This window comes from Rubrobacter marinus (assembly GCF_011492965.1).
Lineage (GTDB): Bacteria > Actinomycetota > Rubrobacteria > Rubrobacterales > Rubrobacteraceae > Rubrobacter_F > Rubrobacter_F marinus.
The window spans coordinates 2,856,189-2,873,002 of sequence record NZ_CP045121.1 but is presented as its reverse complement, the minus strand read 5'-3'; the positions used below and the strand labels follow the sequence as shown (position 1 = coordinate 2,873,002).

Sequence of the window (16,814 nt, the reverse complement as noted above, 5' to 3'; positions counted from 1 at the left end):
GAACTGCTCGGTGGTGTTCGGTCGGCGGTCGCAGCAGGCCCTGGAGATGCGCCGCGCGGGCAAGACCAAGGCGGAGGTGGAGCGGGCCACCGGCGCCACCATCGGGGCCTACGACGCGACCTTCGAGGTCTCGCGGGGCGAGATCTTCGTGATCATCGGCCTCTCCGGGAGCGGTAAGTCCACCATCCTCAGGACCATCAACCGCCTCAACGAGCCGACCGAGGGGAGGGTCTACCTCGACGGCGAGGACGTCCGCAACATGTCCGTCAAGCAGCTCCGCCAGCTCAGGCGCAAGAAGATCGGCATGGTCTTCCAGCACTTCGGCCTCCTGCCCAACCGCACCGTCGAGGCGAACGTCACGTTCGGCCTGGAGGTGCAGGGCGTCGGGGCCGACGAGCGGAAGAAGGCCGGGGAGGAGGCGCTCGAGCTCGTTGGGCTCACCGGGCAGGGCAACAAGCTCATAACCGAGCTCTCCGGCGGCATGCAGCAGCGGGTGGGGCTCGCCAGGGCCCTGGCCACGGAGCAGGAGATCCTGCTGATGGACGAGCCGTTCAGCGCGCTCGACCCCCTGATCCGGCGTGACATGCAGAACCTGTTCCTCTCCATCCAGGGCGAGGTGAAGCGCACGGTGGTCTTCGTGACGCACGACCTGGACGAGGCGCTCACCCTCGGCCACCGCGTCGCCATCATGAAGGACGGGGAGATCGTGCAGCTCGGCACCCCGGAGCAGATCCTGCGCGAGCCGGCGAACGAGTACGTGGAGCGTTTCGTCGAGGACGTGGACTACGCGAAGGTGAGGACGGCGCAGACGGTGATGGTGCCGGCCAACGAGGTGGCGTACGCCAGCGACGGGCCGACGGTGGTCCTCAGGCGCATGAGGCAGTTCGGCCTCGACCACATCCCCGTCGTCGACGAGGAGCGCCGCTTCCTCGGCATGGCGGAGGCCGAGGAGGTCGCGAGGCTCGCCGAGCGCAACGAGCGGGAGCTGGGCCCCTCGGTGGACGGGGAGGCGGCGTGGGTGAGGAGGGACACCTCCCTCCGGGAGATCCTGCCCTTGTTCGTCGAGAAGGACGTGCCCGTGGCCGTCGTCGACGAGGAGAACCACGTCCACGGCGTGATCTACCGGGGCTCGCTCATAGCCGGGCTGACCACGAGTCAGGAGGCTCCCGAGGAGGGCGAGGCCTTCGACCGTAGCGTCCCCCGGGAGGACGGGGCCAGCAACGGCTCCGGCTCCGAGGATCGGGTGCGCGTGCGGCGCCTGGAGGGCTAGCCCATGCTGGCCCTCCTGCAGGAGAACCTGGTCCCGCGGATACCGCTCGGCGGCTACGCCGAGAGCGCCATCGACTACATAACCGACACCTTCGAGGGCTTCTTCGACGTCGTCCAGGACGGCCTCGACGGCTTCGTCTCGGCGTTCGAGGCCCTGCTGAACCTCCCGCCCGAGCTGGTGATGATCGCCATACTCGCCGCGATCGCCTTCTACTTCGCGGGCTGGCGGGTCGCGGTCTTCGCCATCCTGGGGTCGCTCCTGATCCTCGGCCTCGACCTGTGGGAAGACACGATGCTGACGCTGGCGCTGGTCCTCTCCTCGACGGTCGTGGCCCTCGCTCTGGGTATTCCGCTGGGCATACTAGCGGTGCAATCCAGGAGCATCGAGGCCGTGGTCAAGCCCGTGCTGGACATCATGCAGACGATGCCCGCCTTCGTGTATCTGGTCCCGATGATCATCCTTCTGGGCCTCGGCAGCGGGCCGGCCCTCGTCGCGACGGTGATCTTCGCGATGCCGCCGGCCGTAAGACTAACCATGCTCGGCATTCAGCAGGTCCCGCAGAACACCGTGGAGGCGGCGCACGCCTTCGGGGCGACGCGCTGGCAGACCCTGCTGAAGGTGGAGCTGCCGCAGGCGCTCTCGACCATAATGGCCGGCGTCAACCAGGTCATCATGCTCGCCCTCTCGATGGTGGTCATCGCCGCCCTCGTCGGGGCCGGCGGCCTGGGCGAGGTCGTGGTTCGCGGGCTCGGCCAGCTCAACGTGGGCACGGCCTTCGAGGGCGGCGTCGGCATCGTCATCGTAGCCATCTACCTGGACCGCGTCACCCGCAGGCTCGGCCAGAAGAAGGGGGGCAAAGGGGGCAAGTAAAACCCTTTCCCGGGTCTTTCATCAGACCCCGTCGCGGCCTCGCCGGCCGCGCGCCAACCTGTCGCGCGCCTTCCGTGTTCCCGAAGGCGCGCCGCTTCGGGGGAACCTCGTGGGGTGGTACCGGTACGTATCTTTGTGGCAGCAATGATTTATCGGCTAGCGTGAGGAAGGTTCATGAACAGGTTGAGTAAGAGGTCCCTAGCGTTGGTTCTGGCCCTGCTCGTCGGGGTCGTCGTGGCGGGATGCGGCGGCGGTGGCGGCGGCGGTCAGGGCGGTTCCGAGGAGCCCAAGACGCTGAGGCTCGGCGTCGCGGCCGGGTGGACCGAGAATATCGCGGTGGCGAACCTCGTGAAGGTGCTGCTCGAGGAGGACCTCGGGTACGAGTCGGTCGACACCCAGACCGCCGACCTCGGCGTCGTCTTCGAGGGGGTCGGCAACGGCGACCTCGACGCCTTCCAGGACATGTGGCTCCCGAACCACGCGGCGCAGTTCGAGTCCGTCGAGAACGACGTCGAGCAGCTAGATCCGTGGTTCGACGGCACCGTCCAGTTCGGCATCGTGACGCCCGACTACATGGGCATCGACAGCATCGAGCAGCTCAACGAGGCCGGGGTCACGGAGATCGTCGGCATCGACCCGGGCGCCATCATCACGACGGCCATCCTGGAGAACACCATCCCCCAGTACGGGCTCGAGGCGGAGTACATCCAGTCGAGCGAGGCGGCGATGCTCTCCGAGGTCGAGCAGCGCTACGCGAACCAGGAGAACTTCGCCTTTATCGCCTGGACGCCGCACTGGATGAACGAGACCTACGACATCACGTACCTCGAGGATCCGAGGAACACGCTCGTCAACCCCGACGGCGACCCCCTGAACCAGGCCACGATCTCGACCATCGTCCGCGAGGACCTGCAGGAGGACGACCCCGTCGCGTACGCGATGCTGAACGAGTACACGCTCAATGAGGAGCAGACCAACTCCCTGGAGGAGGCGATCAACGAGGAGGGCTACGACGACCCGACCATCGGCGTGAGGGCCTGGCTCGAGGAGAACCGGGAGCTCGTCGACCCCTGGGTCGAGGCCGCGAGGCAGGCCGGGGAGCAGGCCGAGGCGGAGCAGAACTAGCGAGGCGTCCGTGGGGTGGGGGAGATGGCCGCGCGGGTAGGGCGCCGTCCCCCCCCACGGGAGGACCGAAGACCATGTGGATCATGCCCAAGTTTCGTGCGTTGAAGCTCGCCGCGGTGGCGGTCGCCCTCTCGGTGGCCGCGCTCGCGTCCGGTTGCGGCCAGTCCGCCTCGCCGGAGAGCACGAGGCTCGTCCTCGGCTACATCGGCTGGGACGAGAACGTCGCGGTCTCCAACCTCACGAAGCTTCTGCTGGAGGAGGAGCTCGGCTACGAGGAGGTGGAGATGGAGCTCACGGACCCCAAGGCGGTCTTCGAGAGGGTCGGCGACGGCGAGATGGACGCCTTCCAGGACGTCTGGCTCCCGAACCACTCGGAGCAGCTCGAGGCCGTCGAGGGGGACGTGGAGCTTCTGAGGTCGTGGTTCCGGGGGCAGACCAAGTTCAGCCTCGCGGCGCCGAGCTACATGGGCATCGACAGCATCGCCGAGATCAACGAGACCGAGGCCACGAGGATCGTCGGGATCGAGCCGGAGACGCGGATCATGGAGAGGATCCCGAGCGAGGTGGTCGAGGCCTACGACCTCGAGCAGGACCTCGTCGAGGGTCCGACGGAGGGGATGCTGACGGAGGTCGAGCGGCTGTACACCGCGCGCGAGCCGTTCATCTTCGTCGCCTGGTCGCCGCACTGGATGAACCAGCGCTACGAGTTCGAGTACCTGGAGGATCCGAAGGGCGCCCTCGGCGCGCTCACGCAGCCCTCCGAGCTGCACACCATCGTCCGCGAGGACCTCTCCTCCGAGGACCCGGTGGCCTACGAGTTCATGAACGAGGTGACGCTGACCGAGCAACAGGTCAACACCCTGGAGGACGTCATCAACACCACGGGCGACCCCGTGGAGGGCTCCAGGGCCTGGTTGGAAGAGAACCGCGAGGTCGTCCAACCCTGGGTAGACGCCGCGAAACGGGCGCGGGAGGCCTGAGGCACGAGCCAGAAGCGCCGCACGCACCTTGCGAAAAGAGCGCCAAAAACCGAAAGGACTGAGTCTGTGGGAGACGAACGCGGGACCTTAAAGAAGGCCCTGGTGGGCCTGACGATCCTGGGCAGCGCCCTCGTATTCTCCGCCTGCGGCGGCTCCGGGGGCGGCGGCGCCCAGGGCTCCGGCGGCGAGCCGGTCAACTTCGGGACGGTGGACTGGCCCGAGGCGATCGCGAAGACGAACGTCTCGGCGACGATGGTCGAGGCATTGGGGCACGAGACCGAGATCCAGCAGCTCAGCGTCCCGGTCATCTTCAAGGGCCTGGAGACGGGCGACCTCGACCTCTTCGTCGAGGCCTGGTTCCCGACGATGCAGACCAACATGGAGCAGGTCGACGGGGAAGAGGTCCGCTCGGTCACGACGAACCTCCCCGAGGCGACCTTCAGCGTCGCCGTCAACAGGGAGGCGTGCGACGCCGGCGTCACGTCCCACGAGGACCTCGACCGCTTCAAGGAGGAGTTCAACGGCACGATCTACGGCATCGAGCCGGGGAACGACGGCAACCAGGTCGTCATAGACATGATCAAGAACGACACCTACGGCCTCGGGGACTGGGAGATCGTGGAGTCCTCGACCAACGGCATGCTCTCCGAGGTGGACCGCGCCATCGAGGACGGCGAGTGGGTGGCCTTCACGGGCTGGGAGCCGCACTGGATGGGCCAGAGGTACGACATGTGCCTCCTGGAGGACCCGGAGGAGGCCTGGGGCGGACCCTCCCACGTCGAGACGCTCGCCAACGCCGACTTCGTCGAGGACAACCCGGAGATCAACCAGCTCTTCGAGCAGATGAAGGTCGACAAGGAGATCCAGGGCAACTGGATCGACCAGATCGACAACTCCGGCAAGGAGCCCGAGCAGATCGCCACGGAGTGGCTGCAGGAGAACCCCGAGATCACCGACAGGTGGCTCGAGGGCGTCGAAGCCGCCGACGGCACCCCCGGCCCCGAGGCCCTGAGCACCTACCTCGAGGAGCAGGCGAGCAACTAGCCCTCAGCAAGAACCGCCGAGTACCGGATGCGGGAGGGGCGCCACCGCTTTATAGCGGTGGCGCCCCTCCTGTGCCGGGAGAGCTCCCGGCGTAGCCGTCAGACGCGCAGGCGTTCGGCGTACAGGGCCTCGTAGTAGGGGAGGCAGCGGCGGTAGATCTCTTCGAGGTCGTCGGGGAGATCCACCTCCTTGCGCTCGAGCTTGCCGATGCCGGTGCTCTCCTGGGCGCTGTCGTGCCAGCCGTCCCACACCTCCCACTCCGGGATCTCGCGCGGCTCCCAGGTGAGGGCCTCGGGCTTGTGGTCGATGCCCAGGGAGTCGCAGTAGGCCGCGACCACCGCGTCGGGGTTCTCGGAGAGGTCCTGGGCGTCGATCACCGCCGGGTCCTGCCCGTCCTCGACGGCGTAACCGTAGAGGCGGTACAGCTCCTCGTAGCCCGCCTCCTCGAAGGTGAAGTCCGGCCACTTTCTGGCGTACGAGGCGATGACGGCGCGCGGGTCGCGCATCAGGAACGTGTTCCTGATACGGCCCACGAGCTCCCGATCCATGATCGGCGCGATGTGGTAGGCCATGTCCTTGAAGAAGACCGGCCTCTCCCCGGGGGCCAAGACCTCCGCGAGGACCTTCTCGTAGCGGTGCTCCTCCTTTATCTCCTCCCCGTCGAAGCGCTCGCTCCGGCGCTCCGGCGAGAAGTAGTAGGACATCGAGAACGGCTCGTGCAGGATGCGGAAGTCGCCCCGCTCCACGAAGACGCGCTCGAACGCCGTGGAGATCGACCGGGGCACGGCCCAGAGCGCGATGGGTCTCTCGTCAGCCAAGGGAAGTCCTCTTTCTAGGGAACGGGAGCCGTTCGGCTCCTAGCCGGAGATCAGCCCCTGCAGCCTCTCGCGCACGGCCGTGATCGGGACGCGCTCCTGCTCCAGCGTGTCGCGGTCGCGGATCGTGACCTGCTTGTCCTCCGCCGTCTCGAAGTCGACGGTGACGCAGAACGGCGTGCCGGCCTCGTCCTGGCGGCGGTAGCGCCGGCCGATGGAGCCGGAGTCGTCGTAGAAGAGGCGGTAGTCGCCCTTCAGCTCGTCGTAGAGCTGGCGCGCGATCGTCGAGACGGGCTCCTTTTTAGAGAGGGGGAAGACCGCCGCCTTCGTCGGGGCGATTCTAGGGTGGAGCTTGAGGACGGTCCGGCTCTCCCCGTTCACCTCCTCCTCCCTGTACGCGTCGACGAGGAAGGCGAGCATGATCCTGTCGGGTCCGGCCGCCGGCTCGATGACGTACGGGACGTAGCGCTTGTTCGTCCCCTGGTCGAAGTACTCCAGGTTCTCGCCGGAGAACTGGGCGTGCTGCTTGAGGTCGAAGTCCGTCCTGTTCGCGATGCCCTCGAGCTCGGACCAGCCGCGGAACGGGAAGTTGTACTCGATGTCCACCGTACGCTTGGCGTAGTGGGAGAGCTTCTCCCTGGGGTGCTCGTAGAAGCGGAGGTTCTCGGGGTTTATGCCCAGGGACGTGTACCAGTTCCAGCGCTGCTCCAGCCAGTACTCGTGCCACTCCTCGTCCGTCCCCGGCTCCACGAAGAACTCCATCTCCATCTGCTCGAACTCGCGGGTGCGAAAGATGAAGTTGCCCGGCGTGATCTCGTTTCTGAAAGACTTCCCCTGCTGAGCGATCCCGAACGGCACCTTTACCCGGGTCGTCTGCGTGACGTTCTTGAAGTTCACGAAGATCCCCTGCGCCGTCTCCGGCCTGAGGTAGACGACGTTCTCCGGGCTCTTCACGGGGCCGGTGTACGTCTCGAACATCAGGTTGAACGGCCTGACCGGGGCGAAGTCGCGGCCCCCGTCCACGGGGTCCTTGATTCGGTCGTCCTCGGCGATGATCTTCGTCATCTCCTCGGCGCTCATCCCCTCGGCGTCCGCCCCGGTCGCGTCTTCTATAAGGTGGTCGGCCCGGTAGCGCCTCCCGCTCGTGCGGCTCTCGACGAGCATGTCGTTGAAGGTCGCCGTGTGGCCGGAGGCCTCCCACACTCTAGGGTGCATTATGATCGCGGCGTCGAGGCCGACGACGTCCTCGCGCATGTGGACGAGCCTGCGCCACCATTCTTCTTTTATGTTCCGCTTCATCTCGACGCCCAAAGGGCCGTAGTCGTAGGAGGAGCGGATGCCGCCGTAGATCTCCGAGCTCTGGTACACGAAGCCCCGGCGCTTGCAAAACGCCACTATCTTGTCCATGGTAACGGTCTGCGACACGAGCCCTCCGAGAAACTAGAACACCGAATCAGGAGATATTAGCAAAGTTGCCCCGCGCGGGTAGCGGGTATAATCGGGCGCATGGAAACTTTGCTTGCAATCGGAATAGGGATCGGGCTCGCCTCCGTCGCGGGGGTCAGGGCCTTTCTCCCGCTCGCCCTCGTCGGGCTCTCCGCCCGCCTCGGGCTGTTCGAGCTACCCGCGCCCTTCGGCTTCGTCGACGACTGGGCCGCGATCGGCGCTTTCGTCGTGCTCGCGCTCCTCGAGACCGGGCTGGACAAGGTCTCGTCCCTCCAGAAGACGCTGAACGTGATCCAGACGCCGCTGCGCATCGCCGCGGGCGCCGTCCTCTTCGCGCTCGCCCTGCGCGAGGGCCTGGACGCCGGCGCGATCCCGGAGCTTGTGGCCGGCGGCGTGATCGCGGGCGTCGTCGCGGTCCTCAAGTACGTCCTGCGTCCCCGGTCGGACGGCACCTCCGCGGGGTCTCCTCGTCCTTTCTGAGCACGATCGAGGACGCGGTGGCGCTGGTCGGCGGCGTCCTCGCGGTGCTGGTGCCCCTGCTACCGCTCGCGCTCGTCGCGTTCCTGCTGTACTTCTTCTTCCGGATCCGGAGGAGGCGGGGCAAGAAGTTCGGCGGGCTCCGGATTCTGGGCGACTAGGCGCCCGAGGGAGGGCGTACCGGCGCCCGGTGTGGAGGGTGCTATGCAGGAGCGGGAGATCACGATCATCAAGAGCGGGCGCGAGACCCCGTTTTCGCGCGGCGTGTTGGCCCAGACCCTCTGCCAGGCCGGCGCCCGCATGGAGATCGCCTACCGCATAGCCAGCGAGGTCCGCGCCGAGCTTCTGGCGGAGGAGCGCCTCACCGTCGAGGAGGAAGAGGTCCTCGCCCGCGTCCGCGCCAAGCTCCAGATGACGGACGCCCTCGTGGTCCCGCGCCTCGACAAGTGGCGCATCCTGCGCGAGACGACCGAGCCCGTCGTGGTGCTCATAGGCGGGGCGACGGGGGTGGGGACGAGTACGCTCGCCGCCGACGTCGCGAGAAGGCTGAACATACAGAGCGTGATCGGCACGGACTCCATCCGCGAGGTCCTCCGCCGCGCCATAAGCCCGGACCTCCTCCCGATCCTGCACAAGAGCTCTTTCGAGATCACCGCCGAGGACATAAGGGTGCCGGTGGAGGACGACGAGACGGTGCTCTTCGGCTTCCGGGCCCAGTCCTCGCAGGTCTCCGTCGGGGTCGAGGCGATCGTCGAACGCGGGCTGAAGGAGGGGACGAACCTCGTCGTCGAGGGCGTGCACCTGGCGCCCGAGATCATCATGCAGCGCTACAAGGACCACCCGAACGTCTGCTGCCTCGTGGTCTACCTCTCCGACGAGGACGCCCACCGCGACCGCTTCTACGTGCGAGCCCTCGGGACGTCGATGCGCCGCCCCGCCGAGGAGTACATCGCCCACTTCGAAGGGATACGCAAGATCCACGACTACATCACCGAGAGCGCGGCTCGCGCCGGCACCTACACCATAGAGAACATCTCCATCGAGGCGACCTCGGACGCCGCGGTCGCCTTCGTCGCGAACCGGGTCTCCGGCATCGCCGAGAAGGCCCGCCGCGCGGACTCCCTGCTCCTGGATACGAGCCGGGGCTCGTAGGCCACACCCCCCGGCGCGCCCCTAAGCCAGACCCGGACGCACCGGGCGGCCCTCGGCGGCCGAGAGGTTGGCCGCCTCTGCCAGCGCGCTCAGGTTCAGGGCGGCGCGTACGTTCTCCCCGTCGGTCTCGCCGCGGGAGGCGAGGTCCACCCACCGCACGAAGGGCGACGGCCCGTCCGGCGGGGTCTCGCGGTGTTCCCAGGGGAGGTCGACGACCTCCGAAGCCTGATCCCACCGTCCCCGTCGTAGAGCAGGCTCCCCGCGTGCCGTGCGCCTCCACGAGGAAGGGCACGGAGGAGCCGACGAAGGAGGCCTCGGCCACGCCTATCGAGCCGTTCGGGTATCGCAGGGCGACGACGGAGTTGTCTTCGACGCCCCTCCCGTGAAGCACCCGTACGCAGCACTTACCTCCTCCGGCACGCCGAGCAGGCGGGCCACGAGGTAGAGCGGGTGCGCCCCGAAGTCGATGGTCACGCCCCCGGCGGACTCCCGCGGGTCGAAGAAACGCTCCGGCAGCCAGCCTCCGGGGTGGGTCTCCGTGGGCAGGGCGCCGTCGTGGGAGACGCGCACGCGCAGGTAGGTGATCTCCCCGAGCTCGCCCCTATCGATGATCTCGGCGATGGCGCTCGTGTATCCGGCGTAGAGCCTGGGCAGGGAGACGACGAAGGCGATGCCCGCGCGCCCGGCCTCCGCGGCTATCTCCTCGGCCTCCCGCAGCGTCGGGGCTACGACCTTCTCGGTGAAGACGTGCTTCCCCGCCCCGGCGGCGGCCGGGATGACCTCGCGGTGGGCGACGGTCGGGGTGGTGACGACGACGCCGTCCACGTCCTCGCGCGCGAGCACCTCGTCGAGATCCTCGTGGAAGTCCACCCCTCTCCCCTCGGCCTCGGCCCTTCCGCGGCGGGGATCCTCGTCCCATACCGCGACGACCTCGGCCCCGGGGTGCTCTTCGGCCTCCCCGGCGTAGTCCCGGGCGTGGACGTGCCAGAAGCTCAAGACGGCGACGCGGAACATCAGAACGACCCCCCGTCGCGCAGCTCCTCGACGGGGGCGCCGCTTCGGACCGTGCCGCTCTCCACCACCCTGGCGTGGAGGCCCCCGCGATGGACCAGGTCGGGCAAGAGGCCGCGCTTGCCGGTCACCGCCACGAGATGCACGCACGGCTCGCACAGCTCGACGCCCTCCAGGATCGCCTCCCCGACCTGGAGCTCGCGCCCCACGAGGTGGTCGAGGGGGACGCCCCGGGTCATCACGTTTCGCCGGGTCTCGCCGGGCGAGAGCACCATCCCGTGGTCCCGCTCCAGGGCCTCCACCGTCTCCTCCTCGATCAGGGACACCTCGCGCATGGGACCCGGATGGTCGGAGTAGTAACCCCTGCCGTCTTGGTACCGGTCGCCCTCGAGCCCGCGTCCTCGCACGGCGCGCACGGCCTCGGCGGCACGCATGGGCGCCCCGGCGTCCACGTGGACGGAGACGACCGCGCCCCTCCACCGCAGCCACCCTTCTTCTACACCTCGCATACCCCGAGACCCTCCTTCCCCTCCCCGGACCCTTGGTATTCCGCAGCGAGGCAGACGAGTTCGAGCACCTGGCGCCCCAACCCACGCCTGCCCGCCCCGCATCGGTACCCATGCCCCGGTCGAGCCGATGAGCGGACACCGTCTTTTAGAAGTACGAGCCCGAGAACCATCGCGAAAGCCCGGAGGCCTCGTGATTGCGCGGGGACGGTATCCCAGGGGATCGCACACCCGTTTTGTCCCAGGCTTGCGGGCTGCTCCGCCGGCTTATAGGGCCTGTTTCGATGAATCCCGAGCCCGGAAGTCTACCCCGCCGCGATCGCGGTCGGCAAGCGCGGCGGTCTCTAACGGCGACGGGCGGCTCGGTGCGGAGGGCTCGCCTTAGTGTGGGGCGCTGCTGGGTACGTTCGTGCCCGTGGGTTGTGCGGCAGGTGTCTCCGTCCCCGAGGGGGTAGAATAAGGTGACGCGTCAGGAGGTATACGCTGTATGCTGGACAAGCAGAAGGTCGGCACTTTCGTACTCGGCGGCCTCGCGGGCGCGCTGGCAGGCATCCTCCTCGCTCCCCGGAGCGGCAGGGAGCTTCGAGGTTCGATCGCCTCCCGGGCCGGTGAGGCTCGCGAGCGTGGTCGGGAGAGCTACTTCGAAGCCCGGGAGCGGGCGCGGGAGCGCGCGGCCGAGGCCCGCGACGCTCCGCCCGTTCGCGAGGAGGAGTTGGATCTGACCGTCGGGCCTACGTCCGACCCGGAGCCCGTGGAGCCTCCGCCGGTCTTCCCGCCGGATGTGCCTCCGCTTCGCGACGTCTCCGGAGAAGATAGGGTCGACGCCGCGGCGCCCCCGGAGGGGGACCCCGAGGAGCTCCGGCGCAGGATCCAGGAGACCCGCTCTCGCCTCCGGTCGCGGCTCGGCGAGCCCGGGACGGACCCGGAAGGGCGGAATGGGTAGGCTCGGTCTCGGCTTGAAGATGAGGCCGCTGCCCTTTATCCCGGCGATCTCGGAGATCTCGGGCGCCGACGCCCGCGAGATCCCCGGTCTCGAGGCGGTGGTCTCGTACTGGACGCAGGGGGCCTTCTCGTCCGAGGAGTGGTACGAGGAGGTCACCGACGCCTGGGGTACGGCCGGGCTCGTGATGAAGCGGGGCGACGAGGTGATGGGGTTCGCCGTCTACGGCCCGCACGCCTACCTGCCGCGCGCCGACCTCTACCCCGTCGGGCCCCTGGGCTCCGACGCCGCCCTTCTGGCGTACCTGGAGGGGGACCCGAGGGCGCGCAGGCACCTCCTCGTGCGCGTGGCGCGCGACTTGAAGACGCGGGGCTTCGGCGGGGTCGAGGCGATCGGGAGCGACCTCGGGCTCTCGCGGCACATCCCCACCCGGTTCTTGCTGGAGAACGGCTGGGAGCCGCTGCGCAGGGGCTTCAGGCTCGGCCTGCCCTACACGCTCGCCCGGGCGGACTTCGGGAACACGGTCGAGATCGGCGAGCGCGCCCGCGGCCTCATGGGACGGGTGAAGCTCCCGGTGCTGGGCGGCGCCCCGTCGCCCGTCACGCTCTCGCCCCAGGGCCCCGGCGGGGCCCGGATGTCCCCGAGCCGGAGAAGCTCCGGCGCTAGCTCAGGGCGAGACGACCGCCGTCTCGACGACGGGGGCACGCCGGGCGCGTAGGCCCGGGCCTCCAGGATCTCCCGGTCGTCGCCGGCCTCCTCGTCGAGGACCGCGGCGCCCCCACCGGCGGGGGCGGGAGAGGTCCACGGTCAGGTCGATCGCCTCGACCTCGCCGGGCGCGAGCCTCGTCACCGTCTCGTCGTAGCGGCGCACCCTGGGGTAAGCGGTGTCCTCGGAGGAGACCGCAAGCTCTAGCTCCACGCTCCTCAGTTCCTCCTCGCCTCTGTTCTCGAGGTAGAGCGTCAGCGTCTGGTTGCGGCTCCTCTCCAGCCCCCCGAGCCCCTCCTCGGAGAAGCTGAGGGCGAGCTCCGGGCCCCGCGGTGTCCCGCCGGAGGGCTCGCTGCGAGGGATGGGGTCGCTCGCCTTCGGCGCGGTGCCGAAGTTGGCGAGCACCAGGAACGCCCCGGCCGTCGCGAAGAAGGCGAGCGAAGCCCCGGCGAGCCAGAAGAGGGCGCTCCTCACCTCTGCCTGCCCCCGGAAGCCCGGATGGCCGTCCCGACCGGCACCCCGTAGACGTTGTAGAAGGCGCTCGACAGGTCCTTGGCTGGGGAGCCGTAGACCTTCGGGCCCGGCAGGGCGCCGCGAGCGACGACCACGACGAGCGAGCCGTCGGGGGACCAGGCGAGGTCGCCCGGTTTCGTCTTGATCTCCATGTTCTCGTTCGCCGTGACCGCGTCCAGGGAGTCCGAGGCGAGGTCGAGGACGTAGAGGTCGGTGGGGGAGCGGGAGCTCCGCCGGCCCAGCACGGCGAGGCTGCCGCCGTCCGGCGAGACCGCGATGCTCGCGGGGACGAAGTCCTCGCCGACCCCGCGCACGGGCTCGTACTCCTCCGAGCCCTCGGGGACGCGGTAGAGGGCGTAGTCCGCCTCCTCGTCTCCCTCCTCCCCGGCGACGAAGTAGAGGCCCCGCGAGGTCGCCTGGGGCGCCCCGATCACCTCGAGCCCCTCCTCCAGGAGGGCGACGCGCCGGGGCTCGCCCTCGGAGAAGCGGTAGGTCGCGAGCTCCACCCTGCCGTCGTCCCTGCCGGATTGGATCCGGACGGCCATCGCGACCTCGCGGCCGTCCGGGGAGAGGGAGAGGCCCGAGACGCGTCCCCGGAGGTCGGCCGGGAAGCTTCTCGCCACGTCCCCGCCCGCGCGCAGCCGGACGAGGGCGGCCTCCGGCCCGACCCCTGGCGTCTCCACGACGGCGACGACGGAGCCCCCGCCCGGCTGCGCGCCGGTGCCCCGCACGCCCTCCACGGCCTCGCTGATCTCCGGGGTCTCGTCAGGATGGACGACGAACAGCGAGTCGGCCTGCGCGTCTTGCGCCGGGGAGCCCCTGCCCGAGCCCGGGCCCAGCACTGCCAGGTTCTCACCAGCGAGCCAGTCCGCGCTCGTGGCGGAGAAGCCCTCCTCCGTCCGGACCCCGGGGTCTTGAGCGTACAGCGGCTTCTCGACGACGTAGCCGTCGAGGACGAACGCCACGCGGTCGCCGGAGGGGCTGACACGCGGGGAGCTCTTGTCCCCGGGCCCGAGGCTCAAGGGGCGCACGCCCGGCCCGAGATCCAGGTCCGCCGGGGCCCCGGCGGGCGAAGCGGGCTCTATGACGCCCTCCTCCACGGGCCCGGCGGCCGAGAGAAACCCGCAGCCAGCCGCTCCCGGCACGAGCAAGAGCGCCAGGAGGAGCGCAGCGCGGAGCGGAGCCCGCTCCCGGCTAGATCGCATAGCTGGCGGAGCGGGGGACGGGGGACTTCGGGAGCCGGACGTCGAAGGTGGAGCCGACGCCGACCGTGCTCCGCACGGCGAGGGCGCCGCCGTGCAGGTCGACGATCTGCTTGGAGATGGCCAGGCCCAGGCCGCTGCCGCCGGTCGTCCGCGAGCGGTCCTTGTTCACCCGGTAGAAGCGGTCGAAAAGCTGGGGCAGGTCCTCTTCCGGGATGCCGACCCCCGTATCCGAGACGCGCACCGTCACGTAGTCGCGCCCGTCCAGGACGTAGACGCGCACCCTCCCGCCCGGGTCCGAGTACTTTATGGCGTTGTCGAGCAGGTTGAGCAGGACCTGGTAGATCTTCTGCGCGTCGCAGACGCAGGTGGTGTGGGGGGAGCTGTCCGAGGGGTCGTAGCGGAGCTCGATGCCGAACCTCTGGGCCTTGGATTCTATGCCGCTGATGGCGCTCCTGACGACCTCGTCGAGGTCGCTCGGCGCGACCTCCAGGGAGTACTGGCGCGAGTCCATCTGGGCGAGGGTCAGAAGCTCCTCGACCATCCCGCGGATGCGCTTGAGCTCCCCGTCGGCGAGCTCGAGCGCCCTGTGCTCCAGGGGATCCAACCTCTCCCGCGCCCGCTCGATGAGGTCGAGCGCGCTCTGGATGGTCGTCAGCGGCGTCCTGAGCTCGTGCGAGACGTCCGAGACGAAGGCGGTCTTCGCCCTCTCCAGCGAGCGGTACTCCGTTATGTCCCGGACGGCCAGGATCGCGCCGCCGCCGGGGGCGCCCTCGACGGCGCCATGATCCCCGTCCGTCGCGGCGTGTTTCGGGTCCTGCATACGGGCGGCGTAGGCCCAGTAGGTCTTCTCGCCGACCTCGATCTCGTGGACGGCGGCGCCGGTCCTCGTGGCCTCGCGCAGGCACTCGAGCAGCGCCTTCGGGGCGCCGAGCCCCTCGAGCGGGCGGCCGTGGTCGTGGGCCGGGTCTATGCCGAGGATTCTTTCGGCGGCGGGGTTGGACATGGTTATCTTCTCGGAGGCGTCCGTGGCGACGACGGCCTCCGGCGAGGCTTCGAGGACCGCCTCCAGGCGCCCCTTCTGGCGCCGCATCTCGCCGACGTAGTGCTGCACCTCCCTCGCCATGAAGTTGAAGGAGCGGGCCACCTCGGCGAGCTCGTCGTTCCCCCTCACGGGCACGAAGCTGTAGTCCCCCGAGGCCACCCTTATCGCGGCGTCGCGGGTGTCGGAGAGGGGGCGCGTGATCTGTCGCGCCAGGATGAGGCTCGCCGCCCCCACGAGCAGCACGCTCGTCCCGATGGCCCCGAGAATGCCGTAGCGCAGAAACGCCAGCGTCTCCTCGAGCCCCCTCTCCGGTGAGTCGTAGACGAGGACGCCCTGCGCCGTCTCGTTCGTCCCCAGGAGCGGCCAGACGGCCACGTAGCGCGGCGCCCCGCCGCCCCCGTCGCCCCCGAGGCGCACGATCCTCCCCTCGCCCCTCGGGGAACCCTCGGCCCTCTCGAGGACCTCCCCGTTCAGGCCGAGCCTCTCGTACGCCCTCTCGGGGGAGACCGGCCTCCCGGCGCCGTCCCTCGCCGCGAGGGGCTCCCCGTCCGGGCCCGCGTAGAGCACCCCGAGCCCCGTCGGGTCCGCGACCGAGCGGACGAGCTCCTCGGCGTAGGCGTCGGGGGCGGGGAGGTCCCCGCTCTCCGGGTTGCGCAGGCCCTCCAGAAAGACCCCGGCCCCCGCGTTCGCCGTCCGCGAGCGCTGTATCAAGAGCTCCCGCTCCTGAGCGACGAGCCGGTCCTCGGCGAAGTAGTAGAGGACGAGGCCGATCACGAGGCTCGTCGTCGCCGAGATGCCCACGAGCGCGGCGAAGACCCGCGCCCTGAACGAGAGCCGCCCCGGTAGGGACCTGCCCTTGCGAACCTTCTCGGAGACCACTCGGGGACCTCGCCTCAGGCGCTGCGGGTCGCGCTCGAACGCGGCCGGGCCGCCCGGTACCCGACGCTCGGGACGGTCTGGATAATCTCCGGCGCCTTCGGGTCCCGCTCGATCTTGGCCCTGAGCCTGCTGATGTGCACGTCGATGTAGCGGCTCGCCAGGTAGTGCGACGCCGTCGAGACGGCCTCGGAGATCTGGGTGCGCGTGAACGCCCGCCCCGGACGCCTCATCAGGAGCGCCAGGATCTTGAACTCCGTGGGCGTGAGCACGAGGACGTCGCCGCTCCGCGTCACGGTGTAGCCGTTCGGGTCGAGCTCCAGCGGCCCGAGCCGCAGGGTCCCGTCCCGGCTCCTCCCCTCCTGCCGCCCGAACCTCCTGAGGATCGCGCGGATGCGCGCGAGAAGCTCCTTGGTGTCGAAGGGCTTGGTGATGTAGTCGTCGGCCCCGAGCTCCAGCCCCACGACCTTGTCCACGGACTGGCTCTTCGCCGTCAGCATCACCACAGGGACGTCGGAGCTCTCCCTGATCTTCTTCAAGACCTCGAAGCCGCTCATCTTCGGCAGCATGATGTCCAGGATGACGAGGTCCAGCTTCTCCCGCCCGACCTCCTTCAGGGCCTCCTGGCCGTCCATCGCCGTGATGACCCGGTACCCCTCCGAAGAGAGCACGATCGACATGACCTCGAGGAGCGCCGCGTCGTCGTCAACGAGTAAGATTGTTTCTTCCAAGACCCCCCAAGACCTCCCACCCCCCGCAGCTCCGGCAACATCATCCGGTACTTTCCGCCAAAATTATACTCCCATGAACCGAACAAAAAACTTGAACGCCGCAGA

19 protein-coding genes are annotated in these 16,814 nt (G+C 69.1%); 10 read left to right on the top strand and 9 right to left on the bottom strand.

The window, feature by feature from the left end:
- Positions 1 to 10: 10 nt before the first annotated feature.
- The 5 genes from GBA65_RS14725 (at position 11) to GBA65_RS14705 (ending at position 5,289) form a co-directional block, all read left to right on the top strand.
- Positions 11 to 1,270, top strand: coding sequence for a quaternary amine ABC transporter ATP-binding protein (locus GBA65_RS14725; RefSeq protein WP_228281353.1), 1,260 nt, complete (start codon positions 11 to 13; stop codon positions 1,268 to 1,270).
- A 3-nt stretch (positions 1,271 to 1,273) separates the two neighbouring features.
- Positions 1,274 to 2,140 (top strand): ABC transporter permease, encoded by an 867-nt coding sequence (locus GBA65_RS14720; protein ID WP_166397198.1) that lies wholly within the window; start codon positions 1,274 to 1,276, stop codon positions 2,138 to 2,140.
- 174 nt (positions 2,141 to 2,314) lie between these two features.
- Positions 2,315 to 3,265 carry a glycine betaine ABC transporter substrate-binding protein gene (locus GBA65_RS14715; RefSeq protein ID WP_166397197.1) on the top strand — a complete coding sequence of 317 codons (951 nt, stop codon included), beginning with the start codon at positions 2,315 to 2,317 and terminating at the stop codon, positions 3,263 to 3,265.
- 74 nt (positions 3,266 to 3,339) lie between these two features.
- Positions 3,340 to 4,245: a glycine betaine ABC transporter substrate-binding protein gene (locus tag GBA65_RS14710; RefSeq protein WP_207955798.1), complete on the top strand. Its 906-nt coding sequence runs from the start codon at positions 3,340 to 3,342 to the stop codon at positions 4,243 to 4,245.
- A 66-nt stretch (positions 4,246 to 4,311) separates the two neighbouring features.
- On the top strand, positions 4,312 to 5,289 hold the full coding sequence (locus tag GBA65_RS14705) for a glycine betaine ABC transporter substrate-binding protein (protein ID WP_166397195.1): 978 nt from the start codon (positions 4,312 to 4,314) through the stop codon (positions 5,287 to 5,289).
- A 98-nt stretch (positions 5,290 to 5,387) separates the two neighbouring features.
- Here GBA65_RS14705 and GBA65_RS14700 read toward each other — a convergent pair whose 3' ends face one another.
- Positions 5,388 to 6,107: a sulfotransferase-like domain-containing protein gene (locus GBA65_RS14700; protein ID WP_166397194.1), complete on the bottom strand. Its 720-nt coding sequence runs from the start codon at positions 6,105 to 6,107 to the stop codon at positions 5,388 to 5,390.
- Positions 6,108 to 6,146: 39 nt separating this feature from the next.
- Positions 6,147 to 7,529 (bottom strand): glycine--tRNA ligase, encoded by a 1,383-nt coding sequence (locus GBA65_RS14695; RefSeq protein ID WP_207955797.1) that lies wholly within the window; start codon positions 7,527 to 7,529, stop codon positions 6,147 to 6,149.
- Positions 7,530 to 7,610: 81 nt separating this feature from the next.
- On the opposite strand from GBA65_RS14695, the gene GBA65_RS14690 reads away from it, so the two are divergent.
- Genes GBA65_RS14690 through GBA65_RS14680 form a run of 3 tightly spaced genes read left to right on the top strand, consistent with a single transcriptional unit; the run spans position 7,611 to position 9,179 of the window.
- The gene (locus GBA65_RS14690; protein WP_166397193.1) at positions 7,611 to 8,030 is read left to right on the top strand and encodes a DUF4126 domain-containing protein; all 420 of its coding nucleotides are present in this window, start codon (positions 7,611 to 7,613) and stop codon (positions 8,028 to 8,030) included.
- A 17-nt stretch (positions 8,031 to 8,047) separates the two neighbouring features.
- Positions 8,048 to 8,188 (top strand): hypothetical protein, encoded by a 141-nt coding sequence (locus tag GBA65_RS14685; RefSeq protein ID WP_166397192.1) that lies wholly within the window; start codon positions 8,048 to 8,050, stop codon positions 8,186 to 8,188.
- A gap of 43 nt (positions 8,189 to 8,231) precedes the next feature.
- Positions 8,232 to 9,179: a 2-phosphoglycerate kinase gene (locus GBA65_RS14680; protein ID WP_166397191.1), complete on the top strand. Its 948-nt coding sequence runs from the start codon at positions 8,232 to 8,234 to the stop codon at positions 9,177 to 9,179.
- Positions 9,180 to 9,200: 21 nt separating this feature from the next.
- Here GBA65_RS14680 and GBA65_RS23315 read toward each other — a convergent pair whose 3' ends face one another.
- The 3 genes from GBA65_RS23315 to GBA65_RS14670 form a co-directional block, all read right to left on the bottom strand.
- Entirely contained in the window at positions 9,201 to 9,338 is a 138-nt protein-coding gene (locus tag GBA65_RS23315; RefSeq protein WP_207955796.1) for a hypothetical protein, read from the bottom strand.
- A gap of 165 nt (positions 9,339 to 9,503) precedes the next feature.
- A complete protein-coding gene (locus GBA65_RS14675; RefSeq protein ID WP_207955795.1) occupies positions 9,504 to 10,193 on the bottom strand; it encodes a Gfo/Idh/MocA family protein in 690 nt (229 codons plus the stop codon).
- Positions 10,193 to 10,699: an MOSC domain-containing protein gene (locus tag GBA65_RS14670; protein WP_166397190.1), complete on the bottom strand. Its 507-nt coding sequence runs from the start codon at positions 10,697 to 10,699 to the stop codon at positions 10,193 to 10,195. The genes GBA65_RS14675 and GBA65_RS14670 overlap by 1 nt, the downstream gene beginning before the upstream one ends.
- A 484-nt stretch (positions 10,700 to 11,183) precedes the next feature.
- On the opposite strand from GBA65_RS14670, the gene GBA65_RS14665 reads away from it, so the two are divergent.
- Both GBA65_RS14665 and GBA65_RS14660 read left to right on the top strand, forming a co-directional pair.
- Complete coding sequence (locus tag GBA65_RS14665) at positions 11,184 to 11,639, top strand: YtxH domain-containing protein (protein ID WP_166397189.1); 456 nt, start codon at positions 11,184 to 11,186, stop codon at positions 11,637 to 11,639.
- Positions 11,632 to 12,354 carry a hypothetical protein gene (locus tag GBA65_RS14660; RefSeq protein ID WP_166397188.1) on the top strand — a complete coding sequence of 241 codons (723 nt, stop codon included), beginning with the start codon at positions 11,632 to 11,634 and terminating at the stop codon, positions 12,352 to 12,354. The genes GBA65_RS14665 and GBA65_RS14660 overlap by 8 nt, the downstream gene beginning before the upstream one ends.
- Here the strand turns inward: GBA65_RS14660 and GBA65_RS14655 are convergent.
- Genes GBA65_RS14655 through GBA65_RS14640 form a run of 4 tightly spaced genes read right to left on the bottom strand, consistent with a single transcriptional unit; the run spans position 12,304 to position 16,709 of the window.
- Positions 12,304 to 12,816, bottom strand: a complete 513-nt coding sequence (locus GBA65_RS14655; protein WP_166397187.1) for a hypothetical protein — start codon at positions 12,814 to 12,816, stop codon at positions 12,304 to 12,306. The genes GBA65_RS14660 and GBA65_RS14655 overlap by 51 nt on opposite strands.
- Positions 12,813 to 14,000, bottom strand: a complete 1,188-nt coding sequence (locus GBA65_RS14650; protein ID WP_166397186.1) for a TolB family protein — start codon at positions 13,998 to 14,000, stop codon at positions 12,813 to 12,815. Before GBA65_RS14650 ends, GBA65_RS14655 begins: the two co-directional genes overlap by 4 nt.
- Positions 14,001 to 14,049: 49 nt before the next feature.
- Positions 14,050 to 15,981, bottom strand: a complete 1,932-nt coding sequence (locus GBA65_RS14645; protein WP_166397185.1) for an ATP-binding protein — start codon at positions 15,979 to 15,981, stop codon at positions 14,050 to 14,052.
- 14 nt (positions 15,982 to 15,995) lie between these two features.
- A complete protein-coding gene (locus GBA65_RS14640) occupies positions 15,996 to 16,709 on the bottom strand; it encodes a response regulator transcription factor (protein WP_166397184.1) in 714 nt (237 codons plus the stop codon).
- Between the last annotated feature and the right edge of the window lie 105 nt (positions 16,710 to 16,814).